This is a genomic window from Kaistia sp. UC242_56, from assembly GCF_044452255.1.
Lineage (GTDB): Bacteria > Pseudomonadota > Alphaproteobacteria > Rhizobiales > Kaistiaceae > Kaistia > Kaistia defluvii_A.
In genome coordinates, this window is record NZ_JBIOAN010000002.1 from 2,934,264 (window position 1) to 2,959,771 (window position 25,508).

The 25,508-nt window shown below is 65.6% G+C and carries 21 protein-coding genes; 7 read left to right on the forward strand and 14 right to left on the reverse strand.

Annotated features, from left to right (window positions below):
• Positions 1-75: 75 nt before the first annotated feature.
• From ACHMWQ_RS16480 to ACHMWQ_RS16520, 9 genes are all read right to left on the reverse strand, one after another.
• On the reverse strand, positions 76-828 hold the full coding sequence (locus tag ACHMWQ_RS16480; RefSeq protein ID WP_396308286.1) for an SDR family NAD(P)-dependent oxidoreductase: 753 nt from the start codon (positions 826-828) through the stop codon (positions 76-78).
• A 5-nt stretch (positions 829-833) separates the two neighbouring features.
• Complete coding sequence (locus tag ACHMWQ_RS16485; protein WP_396308287.1) at positions 834-2,012, reverse strand: aldose 1-epimerase family protein; 1,179 nt, start codon at positions 2,010-2,012, stop codon at positions 834-836.
• Between the two features lie 164 nt (positions 2,013-2,176).
• A complete protein-coding gene (locus ACHMWQ_RS16490) occupies positions 2,177-3,091 on the reverse strand; it encodes a sugar phosphate isomerase/epimerase family protein (protein WP_396308288.1) in 915 nt (304 codons plus the stop codon).
• A 20-nt stretch (positions 3,092-3,111) separates the two neighbouring features.
• Entirely contained in the window at positions 3,112-4,200 is a 1,089-nt protein-coding gene (locus ACHMWQ_RS16495) for a Gfo/Idh/MocA family protein (protein ID WP_396308289.1), read from the reverse strand.
• Between the two features lie 16 nt (positions 4,201-4,216).
• Entirely contained in the window at positions 4,217-5,290 is a 1,074-nt protein-coding gene (locus tag ACHMWQ_RS16500; protein ID WP_396308290.1) for an ABC transporter ATP-binding protein, read from the reverse strand.
• A 2-nt stretch (positions 5,291-5,292) separates the two neighbouring features.
• Positions 5,293-6,384 carry an ABC transporter ATP-binding protein gene (locus tag ACHMWQ_RS16505; protein WP_396308291.1) on the reverse strand — a complete coding sequence of 364 codons (1,092 nt, stop codon included), beginning with the start codon at positions 6,382-6,384 and terminating at the stop codon, positions 5,293-5,295.
• A complete protein-coding gene (locus ACHMWQ_RS16510) occupies positions 6,381-7,340 on the reverse strand; it encodes a carbohydrate ABC transporter permease (RefSeq protein WP_266332606.1) in 960 nt (319 codons plus the stop codon). Before ACHMWQ_RS16510 ends, ACHMWQ_RS16505 begins: the two co-directional genes overlap by 4 nt.
• Complete coding sequence (locus tag ACHMWQ_RS16515; protein WP_354549502.1) at positions 7,337-8,197, reverse strand: carbohydrate ABC transporter permease; 861 nt, start codon at positions 8,195-8,197, stop codon at positions 7,337-7,339. The genes ACHMWQ_RS16510 and ACHMWQ_RS16515 overlap by 4 nt, the downstream gene beginning before the upstream one ends.
• Positions 8,198-8,514: 317 nt before the next feature.
• The gene (locus ACHMWQ_RS16520) at positions 8,515-10,143 is read right to left on the reverse strand and encodes an extracellular solute-binding protein (protein WP_396308292.1); all 1,629 of its coding nucleotides are present in this window, start codon (positions 10,141-10,143) and stop codon (positions 8,515-8,517) included.
• Positions 10,144-10,554: 411 nt separating this feature from the next.
• On the opposite strand from ACHMWQ_RS16520, the gene ACHMWQ_RS16525 reads away from it, so the two are divergent.
• The 3 genes from ACHMWQ_RS16525 (at position 10,555) to ACHMWQ_RS16535 (ending at position 14,717) form a co-directional block, all read left to right on the forward strand.
• Complete coding sequence (locus tag ACHMWQ_RS16525; protein WP_396308293.1) at positions 10,555-11,592, forward strand: LacI family DNA-binding transcriptional regulator; 1,038 nt, start codon at positions 10,555-10,557, stop codon at positions 11,590-11,592.
• A 371-nt stretch (positions 11,593-11,963) separates the two neighbouring features.
• Positions 11,964-13,061, forward strand: a complete 1,098-nt coding sequence (locus ACHMWQ_RS16530; protein ID WP_266332612.1) for an alcohol dehydrogenase catalytic domain-containing protein — start codon at positions 11,964-11,966, stop codon at positions 13,059-13,061.
• A 21-nt stretch (positions 13,062-13,082) separates the two neighbouring features.
• Positions 13,083-14,717: an FGGY-family carbohydrate kinase gene (locus ACHMWQ_RS16535; protein WP_396308294.1), complete on the forward strand. Its 1,635-nt coding sequence runs from the start codon at positions 13,083-13,085 to the stop codon at positions 14,715-14,717.
• Between the two features lie 1,091 nt (positions 14,718-15,808).
• On the opposite strand, the gene ACHMWQ_RS16540 is transcribed toward ACHMWQ_RS16535, so the two are convergent.
• The 5 genes from ACHMWQ_RS16540 to ACHMWQ_RS16560 all read right to left on the reverse strand — a co-directional run bounded on the left by ACHMWQ_RS16540 (position 15,809) and on the right by ACHMWQ_RS16560 (position 20,272).
• Complete coding sequence (locus tag ACHMWQ_RS16540; protein WP_396308295.1) at positions 15,809-17,611, reverse strand: adenine deaminase; 1,803 nt, start codon at positions 17,609-17,611, stop codon at positions 15,809-15,811.
• Between the two features lie 84 nt (positions 17,612-17,695).
• Positions 17,696-18,325: a glutathione S-transferase family protein gene (locus tag ACHMWQ_RS16545; protein ID WP_396308296.1), complete on the reverse strand. Its 630-nt coding sequence runs from the start codon at positions 18,323-18,325 to the stop codon at positions 17,696-17,698.
• Positions 18,322-19,008, reverse strand: a complete 687-nt coding sequence (locus ACHMWQ_RS16550; protein WP_396308297.1) for a Rieske 2Fe-2S domain-containing protein — start codon at positions 19,006-19,008, stop codon at positions 18,322-18,324. Before ACHMWQ_RS16550 ends, ACHMWQ_RS16545 begins: the two co-directional genes overlap by 4 nt.
• 38 nt (positions 19,009-19,046) lie before the next feature.
• On the reverse strand, positions 19,047-19,313 hold the full coding sequence (locus ACHMWQ_RS16555; RefSeq protein WP_396308298.1) for a hypothetical protein: 267 nt from the start codon (positions 19,311-19,313) through the stop codon (positions 19,047-19,049).
• A complete protein-coding gene (locus ACHMWQ_RS16560; RefSeq protein WP_396308299.1) occupies positions 19,310-20,272 on the reverse strand; it encodes a helix-turn-helix domain-containing protein in 963 nt (320 codons plus the stop codon). The genes ACHMWQ_RS16555 and ACHMWQ_RS16560 overlap by 4 nt, the downstream gene beginning before the upstream one ends.
• Positions 20,273-20,550: 278 nt before the next feature.
• On the opposite strand from ACHMWQ_RS16560, the gene add reads away from it, so the two are divergent.
• The 4 genes from add to ACHMWQ_RS16580 all read left to right on the forward strand — a co-directional run bounded on the left by add (position 20,551) and on the right by ACHMWQ_RS16580 (position 25,506).
• Positions 20,551-21,615: an adenosine deaminase gene (add, locus tag ACHMWQ_RS16565; protein WP_396308300.1), complete on the forward strand. Its 1,065-nt coding sequence runs from the start codon at positions 20,551-20,553 to the stop codon at positions 21,613-21,615.
• Between the two features lie 29 nt (positions 21,616-21,644).
• Entirely contained in the window at positions 21,645-22,769 is a 1,125-nt protein-coding gene (locus ACHMWQ_RS16570; protein ID WP_396308301.1) for a BMP family ABC transporter substrate-binding protein, read from the forward strand.
• A gap of 75 nt (positions 22,770-22,844) precedes the next feature.
• Positions 22,845-24,422 carry an ABC transporter ATP-binding protein gene (locus ACHMWQ_RS16575; RefSeq protein ID WP_396308302.1) on the forward strand — a complete coding sequence of 526 codons (1,578 nt, stop codon included), beginning with the start codon at positions 22,845-22,847 and terminating at the stop codon, positions 24,420-24,422.
• Between the two features lies 1 nt (position 24,423).
• The gene (locus tag ACHMWQ_RS16580) at positions 24,424-25,506 is read left to right on the forward strand and encodes an ABC transporter permease (RefSeq protein WP_396308303.1); all 1,083 of its coding nucleotides are present in this window, start codon (positions 24,424-24,426) and stop codon (positions 25,504-25,506) included.
• The last annotated feature ends 2 nt before the right edge of the window (positions 25,507-25,508 follow it).

Consider the following 25,508-nt stretch of genomic DNA (forward strand, 5'->3'; position numbering starts at 1 on the left):
ATTGGAGGAGGCTGCATGGATCCCGGGTCTCCGCTGCGCTCCGCCCGGGATGACGGCGGCGCGCATGCGAATGGATCACGTCATCCACCAGCCGCCATCGACGTTGAGCGTCTGGCCGGTGACGAAGCCGGAGCTTTCGGAGGCGAAGAAGATCAGCGCGTTGGCGATATCGGCCGGCTCCCCCCGGCGCTTGACCGCCTGCCGGTCCAGCACATGGCGGTTGTAGCCCTCGGGATCGGGATGGATCTTTTCCGCGTCGGTCGGGAAGGCGCCGGGCGAGATCGCATTGACCGTGACGCCATAGGGGCCGAACTCGCGCGCCCATGCCCGCGTCAGGCCGACCAGAGCGCCCTTCGACTGGATGTAGGGCGACAGGTTGGCCCAGCCGCCCGAAAGCGTGACGCTGGCGATGTTGATGATGCGGCCAAAACCCTTCGCCCGCATCGAGGGCAGCGCAACCTGCACGCAGACGATGCCGGCATCGACATTGATGCGCTGGACCGCCTGATGCTCCTCGATCGAATATTCCTCGAACGGCTTCGACGGATAGATCGCGGCATTGTTGATGACGATGTCGAAGCCGCCGACCTCGGCCGAGAGCGCTTCGAGCGCCGTCCGCAGCCCAGCGAGATCGGAAAGATCGAGCGCCTTGAAAACCAGCCTATCGAGGCCGCGCTCGCCGGCGGTTGCCTTCAGGGCCTCGCCCTTGGCCGGATCATTGTCGATGGCGACGACAGTGGCGCCGGCTTCCAGGAATGCCAGCGTCGCCGGCAGGCCGAGACCGCCCGCGGCGCCCGTATAAAGGATGGTTTTGTTCTGAATGGTCATGGCGCTCACCGCCCCCGGATCGGTCGATGATGGCCCGTAGGCGTCGGATATTCGTCCGTCGGCTGCACGGCGAGCCCGGCGATGCGCTGCTCGAGCGCGGCCGTCGCGTCCTTGCCGGCATGAATGCGGAACGTCGTGTCGTAGCGGCGCTCATCGCCATGCTCGAGCCAGATCAGCTCGTTGTGTTCGCGGGCATAGGTCTGACCCAGCACATGGTTGGTCGAGGGCTCCAGACCGATGGCGTACTGGCCGGCCTGCAGGTTCTGCCATTCAAACTGGCAGGGGAACTGGTCCTTGCGGGTTTCGACCTCGAAGGCCAGGCCGAGGCGATCGTTGACGAGCGCCACCGGCACGAGGCCGTTGGCGTCGGCCTTCATCTCGTGCTGCCAGACCTGCTCATGGAAATTCTTCTGAGGCGCCGGCAGGGTGCGATAGCCCACGCCCTGCTTGCGGTAGTCCGCGCCGGCATGGGCGGCCCAGACCACCTCCTCGATCGGCGCAACATAGCGGGCGCCCTCCTCGAGCAGCGGCGCTGCCGGATTGATGTGGTAGCAATACATGTGCGGCGTCTTGTAGAAGCCGTGATTGACGACGCGGTCGGTGAGCTTGATCTCGTTGGAGCCGACCTTCGCCTCGATGCGGCGGATCAGGTGCAGATCCTCGCCGAAAACGGTCGATTGCTGCACGACGCCTTCCGCCCAGAGCGTGCATTCGTCGCCGTCCCAGGCCTCGCCATAGCCGGTGAGCCGGGCCGGGATGGTGCCGACGCGGCCATGCAGCGAGTGCTTCACGGTCTTGCGCGGGCCGTAGACATAGCTGTCCGCCGGCGCCTCATGCATGAACAGGATGTGGTCGAGACCGCAGGTCACCAGCAGGCCGGAGAAGGAGCGCATCCAGCCAAGGCCGCCCTCGCCCTCATATTCATGGAGGAACGCATTGCGGAATCCGGCCGGCGAATGCCAGCCGATCGAGGTTCCCTGATAATCGAGATCGGCGATATCCATCGCGCGATCGACCAGCACGGTGAAGCGCAGGCCGGACCCGGTGCGGAATTCGAGCATGCGGATGCCGCGTTCGACGCCGTCGCCCAGCGTCGTCAGCCGGACGCCCGCGAATTGCGACAGCATGCCGGAATGCTCCGCCAGTTCGCGCCGCGAAAAAGTCCGCCCGAAAAGTTGCACCATGGTCGTGTCCTGATTGTCCTGTTTCGTTGAGAGCTAGCAAGTCCCTCACCCAACCCTCTCCCGCCAGCGGGAGAGGGCCATTCTGCCAGCGCTCTTTGATCGACCTCGCGGCCTCGGGTGAGCGCCCCCTCTCCCGCTGGCGGGAGAGGGTTGGGGTGAGGGTCTTACAGTCCGTTCGCGCGGAACTTGTCGTCGAGGAACCTCTTAGCGCGCGGAACATCGTCTTCCGACAGATGCTCGATTATGACCGGGATGTTCGGGTGCTTTTCCGACAGGCGCTGGAGATAGAGGTCGTAATTGAGCGAGCCGGTGCCGGGTGCGTTCAGGACCATTTCGCCGACGCCGCGGAAGGTGTGCGAGGCGAGCGCGTCGTCATCACCGATATCGGCGTGCTTCTCGCTCTTGTCGTCGCCGGCGCGGGCAACGTCCTTGGCGTGGGCGATCTTGATCTTGTCGGCAAGCGTGTCGAATACCTGGTTCAGCACCTTGTCCATGTTGTCGATGTTGTGATCCTCGAAGTAATTCGTCGGATCCATCAGCAGGCCGAGGCCCGGATGATCGACCTGCGCGAACATGCGGACCGTTTCCTCGACCGAGCCGACGACGTTGTTCACATAGGTTTCGAGCAGGAACATCGAGCCGTGGTCATAGGCTTCCTGCGCCAGTTCCGCGATCACCGCGCGGCACATCTCGAAGCCTTCTTCCGACTTGTTCTTCGGATCGCTCATCCACTCGCTCTCGGTATTGTAGGTACCGGTTTCCGAGATGACGTAGGGCGAGCCGAGGTCGCGCGCGTTGCGGATGATTTCCTTCAGCCGCTCGACATTGGCCTCGCGGTGGGCGAGGTCCGGATGGATGATGTTGGTGTAGCCGGAGATGCACGAAATCGGCAGGTCGTTGTCGCGAAACGTATCGCGGACCTTCTTGGCCTTCTCCTTGGTGATCTGGCCGGCGCCGAGGTCGATATCCTTGAAATGGAGATCGAGCTGCACGGTGTTGAAGCCGTGCGCGCGGATCTTTTTGGCCGTCTCTTCAAGGCCATAGGGGAAATAGCCGGTGAAAATGCCAGACTGCATCATGATGAGTTCCTCCCTGGAATTCAGATAGCGATTTCGGAAAGCTTGACGGCGCGACCCTCGGCGATCGAGCGGTAGCCCGCCTCAATCAGCGCCACGGTCTTGACGTTGTCGGCGACGGTGAGCGCGGGCGCATCGCCCGTCTTCACCGCATATTGCAGCTGCTCCATCACGCCCTTGAAGGCGTGCGGGAACCACATCGTGTCCCATTCCGGCGTGACCCACTTGCCGCCGGTCGTGGTCTTCGAGGCATAGGTGAGTGTCGAAGCGGCGCCGGTCGGCCAGCCGATCGTGCCCTGGGCGACGCCATCGGTGCCCTCGACCCGCCACTTGATGTAGATGTCGGAGTCGAAGCCCTCTCCGCGCGGGCCGGACCAAACGTCCTCCAGCGACACGGCCATCACGCCGGACTCGAACTTGATCGTCGAGGCGGTGATGCCGTCCGTGTGCTCGAATTTCGTGCGCGGATCGGTCCGGGCGGCGGTGTAGATCTCGTCGACCTCGCCGAACAAAAAGCGAAGCACATCAAGGTGATGCACGCTCATGTTAGAGAGCGTCAGCCGGTCATATTCCTCCAGGAAGGTCTGCCAGTGAGGGATGGCGCGCATCTCGATCGTGGCGATCACCGGCGTGCCAAGCTCGCCCTTGTCGAGGATCTGCTTCAGCACGCGCATCGACTGGTCGTAGCGCATGTTCTGGTTGACGGAGAGGATCTTGCCGGCGGCCTTGGCCTCGTCGCGCAGCGCGATGGCGTCTTCCAGCGTCAGCGCCAGCGGCTTCTGCGCCAGGATCCCCTTGATATGCTTCTGCTTCAGCGCGTGGCGGATCAGGGCCGGCTGCTGATCCGGCGGAAAGGCGAGGTCGAGGATCTCGACGTTTTCATCCTCGATCAGCGCTTCCGGCGTCTCATGCACGGTCGGGATCGACCAGCGTGTCGCCACCTTGGCGGCGTTGGCCTTGGTGCGCGACGCGATCGCCACGACCGGGAAGCCGGCCTCCTGATAGGCGGCCAGATGGCATTCGGCCATGATCATGCCGGCGCCGATGGCGCCGATCCGGAGATCGTTGACCCGGATCTCCGGATCCGGCGAGAAGCCCTTGGAATCAGCCATCATTTCCTCCGTCTGCTTAGGGGTTCACGCGAGGAACGGCAGTCCCGTCCGCGGCGAAAAAGTGGATGTCGGCCGGATCGACCGAGAGAGTGATCTTCTCGTCCACCGCGTATTTCGGCTGGCCACGCAGCAACGCCCGCAGGCGCTCCTCCCCGGCGGTCAGCGTCACCACGGTGAAGCCGCCGAGCGGCTCGACCTCGAAGATCGTCGCCGCGGCGCCGTCGCCTTCGCGCCAGGGCGCGAGCCTCAGGCTCTCGGGGCGGATGCCGAAGGCGGCCGTGCGATCCGGCACGGCGGCGAGCGAAAGGCGGATAACACCCTCCGCCGCTGTTAGCCTTCCGTTAACCGTATCGGCCGTTCCAGCGAGCAGATTGATGGTCGGCGCGCCGACGAGGCTGGCGACATAGCGGCTGGCCGGACGATCATAGATCGCGCGCGGCGTATCGACCTGGCGGATGACGCCGGCGTCCAGGATCGCCATCCGGTCGGCGACCGACATCGCCTCTTCCTGGTCGTGGGTGACATAGACCAGCGTGTGGCCGAGCTCCTGCTGCAGGCGCTTCAGCTCGACGCGGGTTTCCTCGCGCAATCGGGCATCGAGCGCCGAGATCGGGTCGTCCATCAGATAAGCGGCTGGGTCGCGGACCAGGGCGCGTGCGATCGCCACGCGCTGGCGCTCGCCACCCGACAGTTGTGCCGGCGGCTTGTGCAGGATGTGGCCGATATGGAGCTTCTCGGCGACGGCGGCGAGCTTGGCAGATATCTGCGCCTCGGGCACCTTCCGCTCAACCAGCGGAAAGCGGATGTTTTCGCGCGCGGTCATGTGCGGAAACAGCGCCAGGTTCTGGAATACCATGGCGACGTTGCGCTCGGCCGGCGACACGGCGTTGACGCGCTTGCCACCGATCAAAATATCGCCCTCGTCCGGCGTCTCCAGCCCCAGGATCAGGCGCAAAATCGTCGTCTTGCCGGAGGATGGCGGGCCGAAGAAGCAGAAGAACTCGTTGTCGCGAATGGTGAACGAGGCACGGTCGAGCGCCAGCGTGTCGCCATAGCGCTTCGAGACGTTGTCGAAGGTGATCTCGGCCATGCTCAGCCTCCCCGGATCGCGGCGGTGGAAGCGGCATCAAACAGGCGGACCGCTGCCGGCGCCGGAACGATCGAGACGACGTCGCCGATCGAAAAGCCGACATTGTTCTCGGTCACGATCTTAACCGGCTGGCCGCTCTCGACATGGACGATCGTGCGGGCGCCGATGCGCTCGACGAAGGTGACACGGGCCCGAAGCCCCAGCCCCTCGGAAGCAAACGTCGCCTCCTCCGGCCGAAAGCCGTATTGCACGGCCCGGCTGCCGAAAGCACGCGCCGCCGCGGCGAGTTCATCCGGCAGAGGCGGCGAGACCCCCCAGGGGCCGAGATCAACGGCAAGGCCGCGATCCGTCTCGGCCAGTTCGCCGGCGATCAAATTCATGCCGGGCGCGCCGATGAACTTGGCCACGAAGATGTTGGCCGGGTTGTTGTAGACCTCGAGCGGTGTGCCGACCTGCTGCAGCACGCCATGGTCCATCACCGCAATCCGGTCGGCCATGGTCATGGCTTCGAGCTGGTCGTGGGTGACATAGACCATGGTCTGCCTGAACTGCTTCTGCAGATGCTTCAGCTCCGTCCGCATCACGGCGCGGAAGGCGGCGTCGACATTCGACAGCGGCTCGTCGAGCAGGAAGATCGCCGGCTCGACAATGGCCGAGCGGCCGATGGCGAGGCGCTGCAGGATGTTGACCGAGAGCTTGGCGCTCTTCTGGTCGAGCAGCGGCGTCAATTGCAGGAAATCGGCGATGTTCTTCACCCGCCGGTCGATCTCGGCCCGGCTCATGCCGCGCATTTTCGGGCCATAGGCGAGGTTCTGGCGAACCGTCATATGGGTGAAGATGGCGTAGTTCTGGAACACGAAGCCGACGCCGCGCTTGCCCATCGGCACGCCGTTCATGTCGCGGCCGTCGAACAGGATGCGGCCGCCGGACGGGTCCTCCATGCCGGCGATCATGTTCATGGTCGTCGACTTGCCGCAGCCGGACGGGCCCAGCAGCGCCATGAACTCGCCGTCGCGGATCTCGAGATCCATGGTCTTCAGCGCGGTGAAATCGCCGAAGCACTTTACCAGGTTTTCCAGACGGATGGTCGTCATGCCCGTCCCCCGTTTTTGGCAGCTTCCATCCGCTTCATGGCGAAGACGGCGAGGACGGAAAGGGCGATCAGGATGACGAGCGCGATGGCCGCGACATACCCCCAGATCAGGTCCTGGGTCGTGACCTTGTAGATGTAGACGGAGATCGTCTCGGTCGCGACGCCGGGGCCGCCGCCCGTCATGATGTAGAGCGTGTCGAAGATCTTGAAGATCTCGATGACGCGGATCGCCAGCGCGATCACCATGATCGTCTTGATGCGCGGCAGCATGATCGTGAAGAAGCGCTGCCGCCAGTTGGCGCCGAGCAGGGTCGCCGCCTTCAGCTGGTCCTCCGGCACGCCGACCAGGCCGGCAAGCAGGATCAGGAACATCAGCGGCGTCCACTGCCAGATGTCGGCGATCATCACGGCAACCAGCGCCAGCGTCGGATCGGACAGCCAGGCGATCTTGATGTCCATGCCGGACAGCGCCGAGAGGATGCCGTTGAACGGCCCACCCGACTGGAACAGCATGAAGAACATGTAGCCGGCGACCGCGGGCACGACCATCATCGGCATCAAGAGGATCGAATAGAAGACCCGCTTGCCGGGAAAGTCGTCCATGAACAGCGTGGCGAGGCCCAGCGCCAGCAGGAACTCGGCCGGCACGCAGACGAGCATGATGATGAAGGTGCGCCAGAGTGCGCCCCACCAGCGCCGGTCCTCGAGCAGGTCGGTGTAGTTGGCGAAGCTGTTCCAGGACTGCCACGCCTTCCACCAGCCGACGCCATCGAGCGGCGACCAGTCGGTGAGGCTGATATAGAGCTGCATCAGCAGCGGGAAGCCGGCGATGAACAGCACGAGCAGCTGGGTCGGCAGGGTCAGGCGGAAGCCGAGCCGACGCGATTCCCGGTCCACCGGCGGGATGGTGCGCGGCGCGGCTTCGGCGGCGCCCGGCAGGATTTCGGTCGCGCTCATTGCTTCAGCGCTCCGAAGGTCAGGCCGCGGACCAGATGCTTCTGGATGGCGATGCCGAGGATGACGGGCGGGATCGCCGCAAGCAGGCCCAGCGCTGCCTTGGCGCCATAGAGCTGGCCGGTCATCGAGGACGAGAGCGAGGCCATGTAGACCGGGATCGTCACCCAGTTCTTGGTCGTGAGCAGCAGCGCGATCAGATAGTCCGACCAGTTCAGGATGAAGACGAGCAGCGCCGAGGAGGCGAGCGGCGCGCGCATCACCGGCAACGTGATCTTCATGAAGACGCGGAAGCGCGAGCAGCCTTCGACGAGGGCTGCTTCCTCGATCTCGCGCGGCATTTCATCAAAGAAGGTCTTCATCAGCCAGAAGGCGAAGGGCAGCGTGACGATGCCGTAGATCAGCGCCAGGCCCCACCAGGTATCGATCAGGCCGAGAAACGCCCACATGATCATGACCGGAATCATCACCGCCATGGGCGGGAACAGGCGCAGCTGGATCAGCGCCAGTGGCAGGTTCTTGCCCGAGCCGAAGCGCGACAGGCCATAGGCGGCGGCGGTGCCGCAGACCATGGCGATAACAGTGCCGAACACGGCCGAGAGCAGCGACGACAGGATCGGCCGCCAGGCGGTGCGCTCCAGCGCGACGATCAGGTCGGAGGTGCTCTGGCCGAAGACGAAGCGGAAATTATCCAGCGTCGGCGCGCGCGGAATCCAGGTCAGGTCGGCGCCCGTCGCCGACCATTCCGGGATCGGCTTGAAAGCCATCGACACCATCCAGAGGATGGGCAAGAGCGTCAGCGCGAGCGCAAGCGCGATCGCCGCATAACGGAAGATTTCAAAGGCGGGTGAACGCCGCATCGGCCTACTCGTTTCCTCGGCTGCTGCCCTCACCTCTCCCAGGGGAAGAGGTCGGACCGCAGGTCCGGGTGAGGGGTTGAGTTCCTCTCCGGAAAATTCCCTACCCCCTCACCCGCCGGCTTCGCCGTCGACCTCTCCCCATGGGAGAGGTGAAGGGGTTCCAAATTCTCAGCCTGTGACCGAAGGCCCTCACCCACCCCTCGCCCAGAGGGAGAGGGCTTTTCGCCAGCGCTTTTCATCGACCTCGAGGCCTGTGATCAGCGCCCCCTCTCCCGCTGGCGGGAGAGGGTCGGGGTGAGGGTCTTCGCCTCTTTCGGCTACGTCACGACCGGATCGAGCACCGTCGGCCACGAGGCCTTGTTGCTGCGGATGGCGTCGAGGAGCTTGTCCTCGCCAATACGGCGAGCAATCCGCTTCCATTCGCGCTCCGTGTCGGCCATCGCCTGTTCCGGCGTCTTCGACTTGGTGCAGGCGGCGACGAGGTTTTCGTCGAGCGCGTTGTGGAAGGCGGTTGCGCCCGGATAGTTGATGGTCGGGACCGTGCGGGCGACGACCTCGCGCAGATTGTCCATGTGGTAGGCGTGGTACGTCTCGCGGACGAGCGGATCGGCGAAGTTCGCCAGCTGGAACGGGTCGAAATAGCCGCCCGGATTGGCCGTCATCCAGGAATAGATCCGGCTGGAGCCGAGCCACTGCAGCAGCAGGTAGCAGGCTTCGGGATGCTGGCTCTGGGCCGAGATCGAGGCCGAGAGATTGAGCCAGAGCACCGAGCGACGGACCAGCTTGTCGTCAATGACGCGGCCGGGCGGCAGCATCGAGCCGATCTTGCCGGTGACCTTCGAGCCCTCATTCGCCTTGTTGTCGAGGAATTTTGGCAGGTTGGAGAAGGCGCAGGTCATCGCCGCGCCGCCATTGCCGAAATTGCCATACTGCTCCGGCCAACCCAAGGAGATCGCGTCCGGCGAATGATGGGCAAGGCTGTCGACATATTCCGTCGTCGCCAGGATGCCATTGGCCGAGTTGATCAGCGGCGCGCCATTATCGTCGAACAGGAACTGGTTCGGCGAGGCGGTCGAGACGAAGCGCTGGTACCAGTTGGTATAGCCCCAGCCCTGGTTGCGCAGATCGGTCGAGCCGAACAGGCCCTTGTCCGGGCGGTGGAAATGCGAGGCGATGTCGCTGTGCTGCTTCCAGGTGGTGGGCGGCGCCAGATCGTAGCCGAACTTGTCCTTGAAGGCCGACTGCTCGGCCGCGTCGCCGAACAGATCGGTGCGATAGACCCAGCACTGGTAGTCGCCATCGAGCGAGACGCCGTAGACGGAGCCGCGATAGCGGTTGAACAGGCTGACGCCGGCATCGCCGCCGGGATAGCCGCGCTCGGGATTGTCCCATTCCGGCTTATACTGGGCGACGAAATCGTCCATCTTGACGAGACCATTGGTCTCGGCGAGGTCGCCCAGCCGGTTCCATTCGACGGCGTAGATGTCGAACGCGCCGCCCTGGGTGGAGATGTCCTGCATCGCCTTGGTGAATTCCTGGCCGTTGGGCTGGCCGACGATCTCCAGCGTGACGCCGGTTTCCTTCTCCCAAAGGTCCTTGATCGACGGCGCGCCTTCCGGGAACGGCTTGGTCAGCTGACCGATCGAGCCATCCGACAGGCCGAGCACGATCTTGCTCGGCGCCTTGCCGGCGGCCTTGAGCGCCTTGATGCCCTCGACGGCGCGGCCTTCCGGCGTATCGGCGCCATACTGGTAGCGCTCGGCGCCGGGAAAGCCCGTGGGGCCGCCGATCATGCCCGGCGACAGCGCCGTATCCGCGAAAGCCGGCCGCAGGAACTTCGGCGCGATGCCGATCGCCGCCGTGAGCGCAAAGGCCGAGCCGCCCGTCTTCAGCAGACGGCGACGGGTGAAGCCGGACGAGCCGGCGGACGAACCGCGCGTGGACATGATTTCCCCTCCCAAGGACAAGCGGATCATTCGCTGATCCGTCACATCGGCGGAGATGATTGATATTGATTTGTTTCTATGTCAACAGGCGATGCAATGCATCATATTCGCTGGGCATTTTTGATGCGTCGCAGCATCACAAGTCGGCCAAGTCTCTTGGAGAACGGGACAATAGATGCAGAGACGCCCGTGAAATGGCGTGATTCCGCGTGAAATCGCGATGGAACGTTCGCTTAGCGCATGCTTCGGCCACACGCCCGCCCGGCATGCAAAATCCATCAAATACCTCATTGACATCATTTTGCATCAAAGACATCATTTGGCATCGCGATGCTGCCGCCGCTTCCGGTCTTCCGGGCAAACGGCGTACCTTGCGAGGTCATCGGCCCTGAAACGACTCGGACACACGGAATGCGGACGACGCTGGCGGACATCGCACGGGAGGCAGGGGTTTCGACCGCGACGGTCGACCGCGTCCTCAACAATCGCGATGGCGTCAAGGATCGCACCCGCGACCGCGTGCTGACGGTCGCGGGCAAGCTCGGCTATGTCGAGGAAGGCGCCCGCCCCGTCCTGCCGGCCTCGCTCGCCAGCCTGCCCGGCGGCATCGTCGACCTCGACATCGTGCTGCCCGGCGGCACCAACACCTTCATCAACAACCTCGCCGCGCGCTTCGCCGACACCGCCGCGGTCCGCCCGGACGTCAATCTGCGCATCCACTCGATCGAAGGCTTCGAGCCGGTCCTGCTGGCCGAAAAGCTGGAAGCGCTGCGCGGCAAGAGCCAGGGCGTCGGCCTGATCGGGCTGGACCATCCCGTCGTGCGCGAGGCGATCCGCTCGCTCGCCGGCTCCGGCGTGCCGGTCATGACGCTGATCTCCGACATCAGCCACGTGCCGCGCGTCGGCTATGTCGGCATCGACAACCGCGCCGCCGGAAGGCTCGCCGGCTATCTGCTCGGCCGCTTCATGAAGGCGGAGACCGGCAAGGTCGCGCTGTTCGCCGGTTCGCTCTCCTATCGCGGCCATGAAGAGCGCGAGATGGGCTTTCGCCACATGCTGCGCGAGGAATATCCGGGGCTCTCGATCGTCGAATTGCGCGAGATCCGCGACGATACCGAGCGCGCCTATAGCGAGGCGGTGGCGCTGCTGGCCCGCTATCCCGATCTTGCCGGCATCTACAATATCGGCGCCGGCAATCGCGGCATTTCGCGCGCGCTGCAGGAGGCGGGGCGCGAAAAATCCGTCGTCTTCATCGGCCACGAACTGACCGAGCACACGCGCCGCTTCCTCATCTCCGGCACGATGGACGCCGCAATCGACCAGAACCCGCGCGTCGAAGCGCGCGAAGCCGTCGACCGCCTCGCCCGCGCCGCCCGCGGCGAGGAAAACCCGACCGGCCCGGCGACCCGCCTGCAGGCGATCTTCAAGGAAAATATCCCGGAGGTGTGAGGGTTTGGGCGTCGCTGCGCCCCGGCCTCTTCGCCTCTCGCCTTTCCCCGCGCTCGCCGTCATCCCGGGCGCAGCGTAGCGGAGACCCGGGACCCATTCAGCCGAGTTGTAGGGGAGTCTCGCACGGCTCGCGCTTCGGCTGCATGGATCCCCGGTGATCCCCGGTCAAGCCGGGGATGACGGCGAGCCTTGGGGAGATCGGCCGCAACGACCTCCCCATCCCCTCGCCTCCCTCGCCCGCCTGTCAAATCCGTATCAGTCGGCGTGCGTTTCGGCATTGGCGCGGCGGGCGTGCAGATCCTATTCTCGCGGCCCTGATCCATCCAACCGATGCGCCCGCCAAAAGGGCCACATGCCTGGGGAGGCCTCCCATGTTTCAATCGCGCACCATGACGGCGATCGTCTGCCATGGACCGAAGGACTATCGCGTCGAGGCGGTGGGCAGGCCCGAGCCCAAGCGGCGCGAGCTGGTGCTGAAGATCGACGCCTGCGGTATCTGCGCCAGCGACTGCAAGTGCTGGTCCGGCGCCAACATGTTCTGGGGCGGGCAGAATCCCTATGTGAAGCCGCCGGTGATCCCGGGCCATGAATTCTTCGGCCGGGTCGACCAGATCGGCGAGGAAGCGGCCGAGCACTTTGGCGTCGCCGTCGGCGACCGCGTCATCGCCGAGCAGATCGTGCCCTGCGACAAGTGCCGCTACTGCCGCTCAGGCAGCTACTGGATGTGCGAAGTCCACAACATCTTCGGCTTCCAGAAGCAGGTCGCCGATGGCGGCATGTGCGAATATATGCGCATCCCCGAGACCGCCCGCGTCCACAAGATCCCGGAGGAGATCTCGCTCGAGGACGCCGCGATCATCGAGCCGCTCGCCTGCGCCATCCACACCGTCAATCGCGGCGACATCCAGCTGGATGATGTCGTGGTCATCGCCGGCGCTGGCCCGCTCGGCCTGTTCATGACGCAGATCGCGCATCTGAAGACGCCGAAGAAGCTTGTTGTCATCGACCTGGTCCCGGAGCGCCTGGCGCTGGCCAAATCGTTTGGCGCCGACGTGGTGATCAACCCGCGCGAAGAGGATCCGATCGAGATCGTGCGCGGCCTGACCGAAGGCTATGGCTGCGACGTCTATATCGAGACGACGGGCGTGCCGGCCGGCGTCACGCAAGGGCTGGAGATCATCCGCAAGCTCGGCCGCTTCGTCGAGTTCTCGGTGTTCGGCGCCGAGACCACGGCCGACTGGTCGATCATCGGCGACCGCAAGGAACTCGACATTCGCGGCGCGCATCTGGCGCCCTATTGCTATCCCGTCGCCATCGACCTGCTGCAGCGCGGCCTCGTCACCTCCAAGGGCATCGTCACCCACCATTACGGCCTGAAGGACTGGGACGTCGCCATCGAAAAGGCTTATGGACTGGATTCAATCAAGGTGCTGCTGCGGCCCGGCTATGGAGCGGATGCCGCCGGCTGAGACGCGAACAGGGACGTTTGCATGAGCTATTTCATCGGCATCGATGTCGGCACGGGCAGCGCCCGCGCCGGCATCTTCGACGCGACCGGCGTGCTGAAGGCCTCGGCCAAGCGCGAGATCACGCTCTGGCACGAGCCGGGCGACGTCGTCGAGCAGTCGTCGGAAAACATCTGGCAGGCGATTGTCGCCTCGGTGCGCGAAGCGATGGCGACCGCCGCCATTCCCGCCGACCAGGTCGCCGGCATCGGCGTCGACGCCACCTGCTCGCTGGTGCTGATCGGCGCCGACGACCAGCCCGTCACCGTCAGCCACTCCGGCGATCCCGATCGCAACATCATCGTCTGGATGGACCACCGCGCCACCGACCAGACCCGCCGCATCAACGCGACCCACCATCCGGTGCTCGCCTATGTCGGCGGCGTCATCTCGCCGGAGATGGAAACGCCGAAGCTGCTGTGGCTGTCGGAGAACAAGCCCGACAGCTTCGCGGCAGCCAAGCACTTCTTCGATCTCTCCGACTGGCTGACCTATCGCGCCACCGGCAGTCTCGCCCGCTCCGTCTGCACCGTCACCTGCAAATGGACCTACCTCGCGCATGAGAAGCGCTGGGACGAGAGCTATTTCCGGCAGATCGGCCTCAGCCAGCTCGCCGACGAGGACTTCGCCCGCATCGGCACGGAGGTCGTCGATCCCGGCACGCCGCTGGGCAACGGCCTGACGGCACGCGCCGCGGAAGAACTCGGGCTCCAGCCCGGCACGCCGGTCGGCGCGGCGATGATCGACGCGCATGCCGGCGGCGTCGGCTCGGTCGGCGCGCGCGATACGTCGAACCAGCCCACCGACGCCAAACGCCAGATGGCCTACATCTTCGGCACCTCGGCCTGCGCCATGACGACCACCGTTGAGCCGCGCTTCGTGCCCGGGGTCTGGGGTCCTTATTTCTCCGCCATGCTGCCCGGCCTTTGGCTGAACGAGGGCGGCCAATCGGCAGCGGGCGCCGCGATCGACCATCTGGTCAAGCTGCACCCGGCCTATCCGCAGGCAGTCGCCAGCGCCAAGGCCGCTGGCAAATCGCTGCTCGGCTTCCTGGAAACACGCGTCGCCGAACTGGCATCGACGCCGGAAGCGATCGCCCGTCTGGCCGCGACCATCCAGGTCGTGCCGGAATTCCTCGGCAACCGCTCGCCCAACGCCGATCCCGAAGCCCGCGCGGTGATCGCCGGGCTGGACATGGACGAGGATCTCGACAGCCTGGCGCGACTCTATCTCGCCGGCATTTGCGGCCTCGGCTATGGCGCGCGGCAGATCGTCGACGCGCTCGCGAAGCAGGGCGCGGAACTCGACACCATCGTGGTCTCCGGCGGCGCCGGACAGAGCCCGCTGGTCCGCCAGGTCATGGCCGACGCGACCGGGCTCGCCATCGCCGTGCCGGAATCGGCCGAGCCCGTGCTGCTCGGCGCCGCCATCCTGGGCGCGTTCGCAGCCGGCGCCTTTGAAGGCACGGTCGCGGCCATCGACGAGATGTCCCGGCTGGGCTCCGTCTATCGCCCGGCGGGCGGCACGACGGCGGGTATCCACGACGCGAAATATCGCGTTTTCCTCGCGCTGCAGGACGCCGATCGCCAAGCCCGCGAACTGGTCGCCTCGGCGCTTTAGCCGGGGCGCGAGCCCTCAGGGATCGCGGTCGCTGACCTCTCCTGTTGCCGTTCCGTCACATCGCCCCGAACTCGCTGAGGAGCGGCGCCTGAACCGTGCATTCCCTAAGGAATCCGATTGCCAGGAATCGCCAAAAGGAAGATGCGTCTCGGGCTTTGTTCAACGCCATAAGGGGGCACGCTGGCCAAGCGTACCTACGAGACTCCGGCACTGGTCAAGCGCGAAAGCTCGACCGAATCGCGGCTGGCTGCGTCGGCTCGGACTGCAAGTAAGTTGAGGCGGGCGACGTGCGCCGCTAGCGGCCTGTCCCGCCAACTGCCTTCCAGTTCGACCAGGAAACCCGGTCGGCCAAGCCGGTTTTTTGCACTTTCGCGGCCCGCCGGAACGGCAGCGTTACATTACGGCAACGCCACGGCTGAAATGATATTTCATGACCTTTGCTGCGCCAACTAAATGCTTGCGTGACATCGGGGAAATCGAGAAATATTCAGCCGTCATTATTACCAAGGGGGCCTACATGACCAAGCGTAGCTACGAGACTCCGGTTCTGATCAAGCGCGAAAAGCTCGACCGCATCGCGGCGGATTGCCCAGTTTCGAACTGCCAGGTCTGAGGATTCATCGCCCTCGCTTCTCGGCAGGGGAGACGGGCGGCGATCGCAATTCACTCAAATCTACGACACATCACCAAGGACGACAGAATGACCAAGCGCACCTATGAGACGCCGGTTCTGACCAAGCGCGAGAAGCTGGACCGCATCACGGCAGCCCCTTGCCCGGTTTCGGGTCCCTGCGGCCCGCAATAATTCGCGCGCGGTACGCCGCTTGTTCCCATTGAGGGACAGCCTGCTGCCGCCATCAATTTGCATCATTCAATGCGACAGGGGGACTATGAATGACCAAACGCACCTATGAAACGCCGGTTCTGACCAAGCGTGAAAAGCTCGACCGAATTGCGGCTGAATGCATCGGCTCGGATTGCAATATCGGCTAGTCGCGAGAGCCTCACGGCACTCGGCGCATAGTTCGGGCTTCTGCCCGGCGAACAAAATACCCCGGCATCCCACGATGCCGGGGTATTTTGTTTTCGCCTCAGGCCGGTTCGAACATGGCCTGGATTTCCATTTCCGGCACCAGCACCAGACCCTTGTCGGTGATGCGGATTTCCGGAATGACGGAGAGCGGGATCAGGTTGAAGCCCATATAGGGGATCGAGCAACCCGCCTTCTCCCACTCGATCTTCAGCGCCTTCGTCTCCTCGGCCACTTCCGTGACGCGCTTGTCGGAGAGCAGGCCCGCGATCGGCAGGTCGATCTTGGCCAGCACCTTGCCATCCGCCACGACGCAGACGCCGCCCTGGGTCGCGGCGACCGTTTCGAGCGCCAGCTTCATGTCCGGCTCGTTGGTGCCGGCGATGATGATGTTGTGGCTGTCATGGCCGACAGACGAGGCGACCGCGCCGCGCTCTAGCGTGAAGTTTGACAGTACTCCATAGGCGACATTGCCGGCCGACTTGCCGTGCCGCTCGACGACGGTGACGAAGCAGAGGCCGTGCCGCTCGAACAGGGTCTCCCAATCATTCGCCGCCTCGATCTCGATCCGATCATGGCCAAGCGTGATGCCGGGAAGTTCCGTGCGGATCGCGTGCAGCGTGCCGGGACCCGCCGGCAGGTCCGGGGTCAGCTTCAGGCCGGCGGGCAGCTTGACCGTCTGATAGGCCGCCTTCGGATACTGATAGCGATCGGAAAGCGCGGCATCGAGCAGCGGCGTGATCTTGGCGCCGTCCACGACCAGTTCGCCGCCATACCAGGTCGATTGCGGATCGAGATCGTCGCTCATCAGCACCAGATCCGCGCGGCGTCCGCCGCCCATGCCGCCGATCTCGCCATCCTGGCCGAAGCGGGTCGCGCCATGCAGCGAACCCATCGACCAGGCCTGCTCCGGCGACATGCCGGCCTTGAGGGCTTCGCGCACCACCCAATCGAGCCCGAACTGCATCAAATCGTCGGCGTCGCGGTCGTCGGTGCAGACGGCGACGCGCTTGTGCGAGGCGCCCAGTTCGGTGATCGTCTTGATCGCCTGCGGCAGCGAGTGCCACGGCGTCGTCGGCGGGCCGCCGCGCAGGAACAGCCAGATGCCGGCTTCCAGCATGTCGTCGGCGATCTCGCGATCGATCGCCTCATGCGTGTCGGTGACGCCGCTGGCGGCATAGGCGGCGACGAATTCGCGGCCATAGACGTGGCCCGACACCGGACGCCCGCGCGAAAGCGCCGCCGCGATGATCGCATGGCTGCGCTCGTCGCCCATGGCGACAGGCACGAAATCCATCTTCTCGCCGAGCGCGACGGCCTCCGGCCACTTGTCGAACAGCGCCGCGATCTTGTCCGGCGTCAGGTCGCCGCCAGCTGTCTCCAGCTCCGGCGAGGTCGCGGGCACGGTCGAGGGCACGGTCAGGAAGATCGACAGCGGCGCGACGCGCGCATCTTCCAGCATGGCTTCGACGCCGGCGACGTCCATGACGTTGCCGATCTCGTGGCTGTCGCAGAAGATCGTGGTCGTGCCGTTCAGCAACGCGGCCTCGGCATAGGCGCAGGCCGTGACCATCGACGATTCGATGTGGATGTGCGGGTCGACCAGGCCGGGCGCGATGATGCCGCCCCGGGCGTCGTAGATCGCCTTGGCGCCGCCCTTGTGCGTGCCGGAAGGTTTTACGGCGGCGATGCGCCCGCCGGAAATCCAGACCTCGCGCTCGGGCAGGATGCGCTCCGAATAGGTCGAGAGCACGCGGGCGCCCCGGATGACGAGATCCGGCGCGGCGCGGCCGGAGGCGACGTCGGCAAGACGCCTTGTCTGGGTGGCCAGTGGCGCGACGGAAAAGCGGGTGAGCCTGGTCATTTCAACCTCGATCGATGGCGGCAGAATCTGCCGAGAACGCATAGTCGACTCTCCCCGAGGGAGAGGTGACGAAAACGGATTTCGTCAATGATAGTCGGGGATTCCCGGCATGGTGATGAAACCCGGAATCGTCCGAACCCGCCGCATCCAGCGCCGGAGAGCGGGATATTCGTCGTGATCGATGCCAAAGTCACGCGACAGCGCGATCGCCGGGAAAAGTGCAATGTCGGCCAGCGTCGCCTGCTCGCCGACAAACCAGGAGAAACCTTCGAGCTCCCGCTTCGTCATGTGGTCGTCCATGATGCGGAAGGCGCGGCGCGAGGCGGCGCCGACGGCTGCCGCATCGGCCGGGACCTCCAGCATGTGGTGCAGCCGCGCCAGCGTGGCGGGCGCCAGATCGGCGCTCGCAAAGAACAGCCACATCATCACCTCGCCGAAGCGCACGGGATCGGCCGGCAGCCACTGGCCTTCCTTGTCATGCAGGCGGGCGAGATAGCAGAGGATCGCGCCGGAATCGCGCAAGGTTGTCTCGCCATCGACGAGGATCGGCAGGTTGCCGAGCGGGTTCAGGCGCAGATGGGCGGGCGAGCGCTGCTCATGGCCGGGGTGAACATTGACCGCCACCTTGCTGTATTCGACGCCCAGCGCCGAAAGCAGCAGCCGCACCTTGTAGCTGTCGGAATCCAGCTCGTAATCGTGCAGGACGAGGCTCATGCTGCGACTCCCGCCTGCTGGGTCGCCGGCGCGAGGCCGCTTGTCGGCAACGCTTCGAGGCTGGCGCGGAGTTCCTCGGCCCAGACGGCGATATCCTTCAGCGGCAGGTCTCCGCCGGTGCGGGCGATATGCAGGGCCGTGCGTTCGGCGCCATAGGGCTGCAGCGCCAGGAACAGATCGGCACCCTCCAGCGTCGTCGCGAAAGTGCCGGGCGAGAGGCTTTCGAACGCTCCGGCCAGGCCCGCCTCCAGCAGCTGCGCGACCGTCTCCGGCGCGCGGTCGAGATAGAGGCTGCGTACGGGCACGACGGCGATGTCTTCCGGCGGCTGCCCGGCCTCCCCGTCCCACCGTACCCAGATCATGCCGGCGGCCTCGACCGAGGCATAGGCCGGCACCTTGATCGTCTCCGGCACCTCGAGGGTCGGATGGGCCGGGATGTGGCGGCATTGGCCGGCCTCGTCATATTGCCAGCCGTGATAGAGGCAGGCGATGTGATTGCCGCGCACGAAGCCGAAGGAAAGCCGCATGCCGCGATGCGGGCAGCGATCCTCCCAGACATGGCTGGCGCCCGAGGCATCGCGCCAGACCACCAGCTCCTTGTCGAACAATTGCGTTCCCGCCGACGTGCCCGGCTCCAAGCCGTCGCCCAGCGCTAGCGCGTACCAGCCGGCTGCAAACCTCATGACTGCCGTTCCCCTGTTTTCTGGATATTCCGGAGCGGTCATTGCCGCTCCGCATGGCGATGGATGTCGAGCACCAGGCAATCGATCGGCCCGAGGCTGCAGGCCATCTCGAACATGTCGACGAGATCGGCAGCGCCTTGGACCGCAACCTCGACCCGCTCGCCGCCGACCGCGCCGAGGCGCAGGCCGAGCGACAGGCGGGCGGCGCGATGGCGCACGAACTCGGCAAAGCTCTCGGGCTCGAACCGGCCGAGGAACACCATCGTCACCGGCTGCGGCAGGGCCTGCCCAAAATGTCCCGTCACGCGCGCACATCCTCGATTTCAGGCCATTGCTGGCGGCGGTAGTCGCGCGGCGCGACGCCGTAGCGCGACTTGAAGGCGCGGCGGAAATGCGCGTCGTTGTTGAAGCCCGAACGCAGGCCGATCTCGTTGACGGTCAGCGCGCGGAGATCGGCGCTCTCCAGTCCCTTGCGGCTCTGGTCGAGCCGGCGCTCGCGGATCCATTCGGTGACGGACTGGCCGTCGCCCTGGAACAGGTGGTGCAGGTAGCGCACCGAAATGCCGTTGGCGCTGGCGATGCGGTCGGGATTGAGGCCGCTATCGGCAAGCTGCGCGTCGATGAAGGATTTGACCGCGTTGAGGCGGCGGCGCTTGATCACCGAACTCTGGTTTTCCTGCGCTTCCGACAGCAGCGCCGCCAGGGCGCCGAGGCTGGCGACGACGCCTTCGGCGAAGGCATCCTTGGCCCGGGCCGAAGGGATCGCGTGGATATCGGGAATGGCGCGGGCGCTGCCGAGCACGGTGGCCAGGATGCGGTCGCTCGCCTCGATGCGCACGGCGCAGATGTCCTCCAGGCAGGAGGCATAGAGCCCGATGCGGCTCGACGGCACCTGCAGGATGACTACGGCACCCTCCTCAACCTGGACATATTCGAGCGGGCTGGTGGTCAGGTGAAAGGCCGCCTGGCCGGCTTCCAGCTGCACGGTGCGGCCGAACTGCGAAAAGCTGCAGCGGGTGTCGAGCGGGATGGTCAGCACCAGCCGCTGGCGGTGCGCGCGGTAGATCTCGTGCGGGGTCTGGACTGCGACGTAGCGCGGCGCCTTGAACAGGCGCAGGCCGAGCGTGCCGAGATCCCAGAGATTGAGGCTGGCGCGGAAGCCGGCGCGGTCGCCGGGCGCCACGGTCATCGGGCTGCAGCTCTGCCACATCCGGGCTTCCCATTCGGGATGATCGAGCAGGGTGCGGGCACCGGACGGAAGCATGAATTTCCCTCGTGGCGGGCGACGGACGCCCATCGCCTAACATTCAGGCATGTCGAACCTGTAGGCAATGCGACATCAATGCGCCTTCGCACGGGCAACCGCGCAGTCACCCTCCGCCGAGCGCAACACGACCGGCGCGAGAGCGCAACGCGGCCCGCAGCATTGGACGCGGAAGCCTCCCAACGCCTTGGATCGGCCGGCCAGCCCGCCCCGCGGCCGCCGGAGCCGGACAGCCGGCTGGCCTGAACATTGCTTTACAGGACCCCAGGAGTGAACCGATGGACCTTGCCAGTTTCGCGCGCCGCATCCCCAAGATCGAACTGCACCTTCATCTCGAGGGCGCGGTTCGGCCGTCGACCTTCGTCGAGCTGGCGCGGAAGAATGCCGTGCCGTTGCCGGCCTTTGGCGAGATCGGCGAACTCTATCGCTATGACAATCTCCCGGACTTCCTGAAAATCTACGACCTCGTCAGCCGCTCGATCCGCGACGCCGACGACTTTCACCGCATCACCTACGAAATGCTGAAAAGCTGCGCCGCCAGCAACGCCCGCCACGTCGAGTTCTTCGTCTCGGCGCACGCTCATCAGGCGCATGGCGTCGCCTACGAGACCATGCTTTCCGGCATCCTGGCCGCGATGGCCGACATCGAGACCGACACCGGCCTGACCTCGCGGCTGATCCCCGCCCATAGCCGCGAACTCGGCCTCGAGCGCGGCCTCGAATTCCTCGACATGGTGCTGGCGCATCGCAGCGACGCGATCATCGGCATCGGCCTCGATTACAACGAGGCGCCCTTCCCGCCCGCGCCGTTCCAGCCGCTGTTCGAGCGCGCGAAGCAGGCGGGACTGCATGTCACCGCCCATGCCGGCGAAGGCGGCCCGGCCGCGAATGTCCGGGATTCCCTGGAGATCCTCGGCGTCGAGCGGATCGACCACGGCTATCACATCGTCGACGACCCGGCGCTGGTCGAGCAATGCCGCGAGGCCGGCACCTTTTTCACCTGCTGCCCCAGCACGACCGAGGCGACGACGAAGTGGCGCGACCTGGCGGCGCCAGATCACGCCATCCGCCAGATGCTCGATGCCGGCCTCAACGTGACCATCCATTCCGACGATCCGCCGATGTTCGCTACGGATCTTGCCAATGAATATGTCCTGGCCGCCTCCAAGCTGCGCATGGACGCGCCAATGCTCAAGAAATGTGCACTCGACAGCATCCGCGCATCCTGGCTCGACGAAGGCACCAAGCGCGACTGGCTCGCCGCCTGGACGACCGAGATCGACGGGCTGATGGCCGAGCTCGACGCCGCGACCGCCCAATCCCGACCACGCGTCACTTCCTGAACAACACCATCCGCAACCGAGGGGACAGAATGATCGACTTCAAGAATATGGACCGCCGCCGCTTCATGGGCCTTGCCGGCATGACGGCGGCCTCGTCGCTGATGCTGCCGCAGTTCGCCCGGCCGGCCTTCGGCGCCACGCCGCTCGCCGCCGTGAAGGAAGAGGACGCCGTGATCGGCTTCGGCCATGTCGGCCCGATCTCGGATGAAGGTTGGACCTGGAGCCACCACCAGGGCCTGGAAGCGGTCAAGGCCGCCTTCCCGAAGGCGAAATATCTCGAAGTCGAGAACATCCCCTTCTCGGCCGATTGCACGCGCATTTACCGTCAGATGGTGTCGGACGGCGCGAACATGATCATCTCGACCTCCAACTATGGCGACCTGATCTACGAGGTTTCCGACCGCGCCACCGACGTCGCCTTCATGGAGTGCGACGGCCACCGCAAGGCCGACAATCTCTCCTATTATTACATCCAGCATTGGTTCCCGACCTATGTGGCGGGCGTCGCGGCCGGCCTGCTATCGAAGAGCGGCAAGCTCGGCTATGTCGCCTCCTTCCCGGTCCCGGCCGTGTTCTGCGGCACCAACGCGTTCCTGATGGGCGCGCGCACGGTCAATCCGGAAGCGACGCTGCAGACCGTGGTGATCAATTCCTGGTTCGACCCGCAGGGCGCCAAGCAGGCCGGCACCGCGCTGATCGACAATGGCTGCGATTTCCTGTTCGGCATCATGGACGAGGCCGCCTATCTCCAGGTCGCGCAGGAGCGCGGCGTCTGGGCCGCCATGTGGAACACCGACATCCGCCGCTATGGCCCGGATGCCTATGTCACCTCGATCGTGCTCGACTGGAACCAGTACTACATCGATCAGGTCCGCAAGCGCCTGGCCGGCGAATGGACCGGCGGCGAAGGCACGCTGCTGCCGATGGGCAACGGCATCGACCGCGACGCCTGGGGCGCCAAGGTTCCGGCCGACGTCGCAGCCAAGGCCGACGCCGTGCGCGACCGCATCCTGAATGACGGCTTCAACCCCTTCGTCGGCGAGATCAAGGACGTCGACGGCAATGTCCGCGTCAAGGCCGGCGAAACCATGAGCCCGGAAGCCCTCTACACCTGGGACTGGTCGATCGAAGGCGTGTCCGGCCTCAAGGTCTGACGCCACGCAATAGGCCCCTCCCTGGCATGGGAGGGGCCGACATACGCATCCCGGCGCCGAGGAACGAACCCTCCGATGAACGACATTCCCGCCCTGGCCACCCTCGAACAGCCTGTCATCACGCTGGAGGGAATCGGCAAGGTATTTCCCGGCGTCATCGCCAATGCCGATGTCGATTTCGACCTCCGGCCCGGCGAGATCCACGCGCTGCTCGGCGAGAACGGCGCCGGCAAATCGACGCTGATGAACATCCTGACCGGCATCTACCGGCCGGATTCCGGCCGTATCCTGCTCGATGGCGTGGCCCAGAGCTTCAATTCGCCAGTCGAGGCAATCGCTGCCGGCATCGGCATGGTGCATCAGCACTTCAAGCTGGTGCGCGCCTTCACCGTCGCCGAGAACGTGCATCTCGGCTGGAAGGAGACGCCGCGCTTCGCTTCCGCCCAGGCGCTGGAAGCGCGGACGCGGGACCTGTCGGAGCGCTACGGTCTCGCAGTCCGCGCCGATGCGCGCATCGACGAGCTTTCGGCCGGCGAACAGCAGCGCGTCGAGATCCTGCGCGTGCTGGCGCGGCAGGCGCGCGTGCTGATCCTCGACGAACCGACCGCCGTGCTGACGCCGAGCGAGGCGCGCACTTTGTTCAAGGCGCTGCGAGCCTTCAAGGCGGCCGGCAATTCGGTGATCTTCATCAGCCACAAGCTGGACGAAGTTCTGGAAATCTCCGACCGCGTCACCGTCCTGCGCGGCGGCCGCAAGGTCATCACCGAAGCGACGGCCAACTGCACCACGACCAGGCTGGCGCAGCTGATGGTCGGGCGCGAAATGGTGCTGGGCGGCCTGCGCGAGGCGATGGCGCCGCGCAGCGAACCCGGCCGCATCGTGATCTCGCTCGAGAACGTCTCCGCCGCCGACGATCGCGGCCGCGCCGGGCTGATCGAGGCCAGCCTGCCGGTCCGTGCCGGCGAGATCCTCGGCATCGCCGGGGTCGCCGGCAACGGCCAGCGCGAACTCTCTGAAGTCCTGACCGGGGTGCGCAAGCCGACCAGCGGCCAGATCCTCATCGAGGGTGTCGCGGTCGAGGATCCCTCGCCCGCCCTCTTCCTCGATATCGGCGTCGGCCATATCCCGGAAGACCGGCTTCGCAGCGGCGTCGCGCCCAGCCTCTCGGTCAGCGACAACGCCGTGCTGCGTGCCTACACCGAGCCGCCGATCGCGCAGGGAATCCTGTTCAGGCCGGGCGCCGCCGACACGCTCGCCAGAGAGATTGCGGCCGATGCTGAGGTGACCCTGCCGTCGCTGCGCACGCCGATCCGCAACCTTTCCGGCGGCAACCAGCAGCGCCTCGTCGCCCGCCGCGAGATGCGCATCGCCCGGCTCGCTATTGTCGCCGCCTATCCGAGCCGCGGCCTCGATGTCGGGGCGATCTCGACGCTGCTTCGCTATTTGATCGACCTGCGCAATGCCGGCGTAGCGGTCGTGCTGATCTCCGAGGAGCTATCCGAATTGTTCGACGTCACCGACCGCATCGCCGTCATGTTCAAGGGGCGGGTGATGGGCCTGTTCGAGACAAAGGACGCCGATCTCGAGACGGTCGGCCTGCTGATGGGCGGCCAGACGAAGCAGGCCACCGCGCCAACCGTCGAGGCGGCCTGACATGAGCGGCCTGCCATCCCTGCGCCTCGTGCGCGTCTCGGCCGTGTCCGGTCGCCGCATCCTCGCCGCCCGCGTCATCAGCTTCATCGCGGCGCTGGCAGTGGGCGCGATCGTTCTCGCCGCCTGCGGCTTCGACCCGCTGCATCTTGGCACCCAGATCCTCAAGAAGAGCCTCGGCTCGCGCTTCGGGCTGGAAGATCTCGGCCTGCTGCTGACGCCGCTGATCCTGACCGGCCTCGCCGTCACCGTGATGATGAAGATCGGCCTCTGGAACATCGGCGCCGACGGCCAGTTCTATATCGGCGCCTTCGCGGCAACCGCCATCGGCCTGTTCGTCAAAGGCCCGGAGCCGGCCATGCTGGTGCTCTGCTTCATCGCGGGAGCGGCGGGAGGCGCGCTCTGGATCCTGGTGCCGACGCTCGCCCGCGCCTATGGCAAGGTCGACGAGATCATCACCACCCTGCTGCTGAACTTCGTCGCCTTGCTGCTGGTCTATTACGTCGCCACCGGCCCCTGGCGCGACCGCACCACCGGCACCGTCGCCTCGACCGGCCGCGTGCCCTACGAGATGCCGGATTTCTTCGGCTCGCTGCATTGGGGCTTCGTCATCGCGCTGATCGCACCCGTCCTGTTCGGGCTGCTGCTGCGCTACACCAAATGGGGCTACGAGATCCGCCTGACCGGCGCCAATCCGGAAGCCGCGCACTATGCCGGCATCCCCGTCCGCCGCCGCATGATCACCATCATGCTGCTCTCCGGCGCCATCGCCGGCCTCGCCGGCATGCTGGAAGTGACCGGCACGGTGCATCGGCTTCAGGGCGGCATTTCAAACAATTACGGCTATCTCGGCGTCATGGTCGCGGTGCTGGCGCGCGGTTCGCCGGTCGGCGTCATCGCCGGCGCCCTGTTGATGGCGATCATCCTGAATGCCGGCATCATCCTGCAGACGCAGGGCCTGACCACGGCCGCCGTGCTGGCGCTCACCGGCCTGATCATGATGTTCACCGCCATCGCCGACCAGTTCGCCCATTACCGCCTCGTCCGCGCCCTGCCCGTCCCGGCAGCGGCGGCGGCGGCGGGCTGAGG

What these genes read in the sequence shown, in the direction of transcription:
- ACHMWQ_RS16535 (WP_396308294.1), top strand. Translation starts at nt 13,083, where the DNA reads ATGAGCTATTTCATCGGCATCGATGTCGGCACGGGCAGCGCCCGCGCC.
- ACHMWQ_RS16485 (WP_396308287.1), bottom strand. Translation starts at nt 2,012, where the DNA reads ATGGTGCAACTTTTCGGGCGGACTTTTTCGCGGCGCGAACTGGCGGAG.
- ACHMWQ_RS16515 (WP_354549502.1), bottom strand. Translation starts at nt 8,197, where the DNA reads ATGCGGCGTTCACCCGCCTTTGAAATCTTCCGTTATGCGGCGATCGCG.
- ACHMWQ_RS16480 (WP_396308286.1), bottom strand. Translation starts at nt 828, where the DNA reads ATGACCATTCAGAACAAAACCATCCTTTATACGGGCGCCGCGGGCGGT.
- ACHMWQ_RS16540 (WP_396308295.1), bottom strand. Translation starts at nt 17,611, where the DNA reads ATGACCAGGCTCACCCGCTTTTCCGTCGCGCCACTGGCCACCCAGACA.
- ACHMWQ_RS16575 (WP_396308302.1), top strand. Translation starts at nt 22,845, where the DNA reads ATGAACGACATTCCCGCCCTGGCCACCCTCGAACAGCCTGTCATCACG.
- ACHMWQ_RS16530 (WP_266332612.1), top strand. Translation starts at nt 11,964, where the DNA reads ATGTTTCAATCGCGCACCATGACGGCGATCGTCTGCCATGGACCGAAG.
- ACHMWQ_RS16490 (WP_396308288.1), bottom strand. Translation starts at nt 3,091, where the DNA reads ATGATGCAGTCTGGCATTTTCACCGGCTATTTCCCCTATGGCCTTGAA.
- ACHMWQ_RS16560 (WP_396308299.1), bottom strand. Translation starts at nt 20,272, where the DNA reads ATGCTTCCGTCCGGTGCCCGCACCCTGCTCGATCATCCCGAATGGGAA.
- ACHMWQ_RS16550 (WP_396308297.1), bottom strand. Translation starts at nt 19,008, where the DNA reads ATGAGGTTTGCAGCCGGCTGGTACGCGCTAGCGCTGGGCGACGGCTTG.
- ACHMWQ_RS16510 (WP_266332606.1), bottom strand. Translation starts at nt 7,340, where the DNA reads ATGAGCGCGACCGAAATCCTGCCGGGCGCCGCCGAAGCCGCGCCGCGC.
- ACHMWQ_RS16495 (WP_396308289.1), bottom strand. Translation starts at nt 4,200, where the DNA reads ATGGCTGATTCCAAGGGCTTCTCGCCGGATCCGGAGATCCGGGTCAAC.
- ACHMWQ_RS16570 (WP_396308301.1), top strand. Translation starts at nt 21,645, where the DNA reads ATGATCGACTTCAAGAATATGGACCGCCGCCGCTTCATGGGCCTTGCC.
- ACHMWQ_RS16520 (WP_396308292.1), bottom strand. Translation starts at nt 10,143, where the DNA reads ATGTCCACGCGCGGTTCGTCCGCCGGCTCGTCCGGCTTCACCCGTCGC.
- ACHMWQ_RS16525 (WP_396308293.1), top strand. Translation starts at nt 10,555, where the DNA reads ATGCGGACGACGCTGGCGGACATCGCACGGGAGGCAGGGGTTTCGACC.
- ACHMWQ_RS16505 (WP_396308291.1), bottom strand. Translation starts at nt 6,384, where the DNA reads ATGACGACCATCCGTCTGGAAAACCTGGTAAAGTGCTTCGGCGATTTC.
- ACHMWQ_RS16545 (WP_396308296.1), bottom strand. Translation starts at nt 18,325, where the DNA reads ATGAGCCTCGTCCTGCACGATTACGAGCTGGATTCCGACAGCTACAAG.
- ACHMWQ_RS16500 (WP_396308290.1), bottom strand. Translation starts at nt 5,290, where the DNA reads ATGGCCGAGATCACCTTCGACAACGTCTCGAAGCGCTATGGCGACACG.
- add (WP_396308300.1), top strand. Translation starts at nt 20,551, where the DNA reads ATGGACCTTGCCAGTTTCGCGCGCCGCATCCCCAAGATCGAACTGCAC.
- ACHMWQ_RS16580 (WP_396308303.1), top strand. Translation starts at nt 24,424, where the DNA reads ATGAGCGGCCTGCCATCCCTGCGCCTCGTGCGCGTCTCGGCCGTGTCC.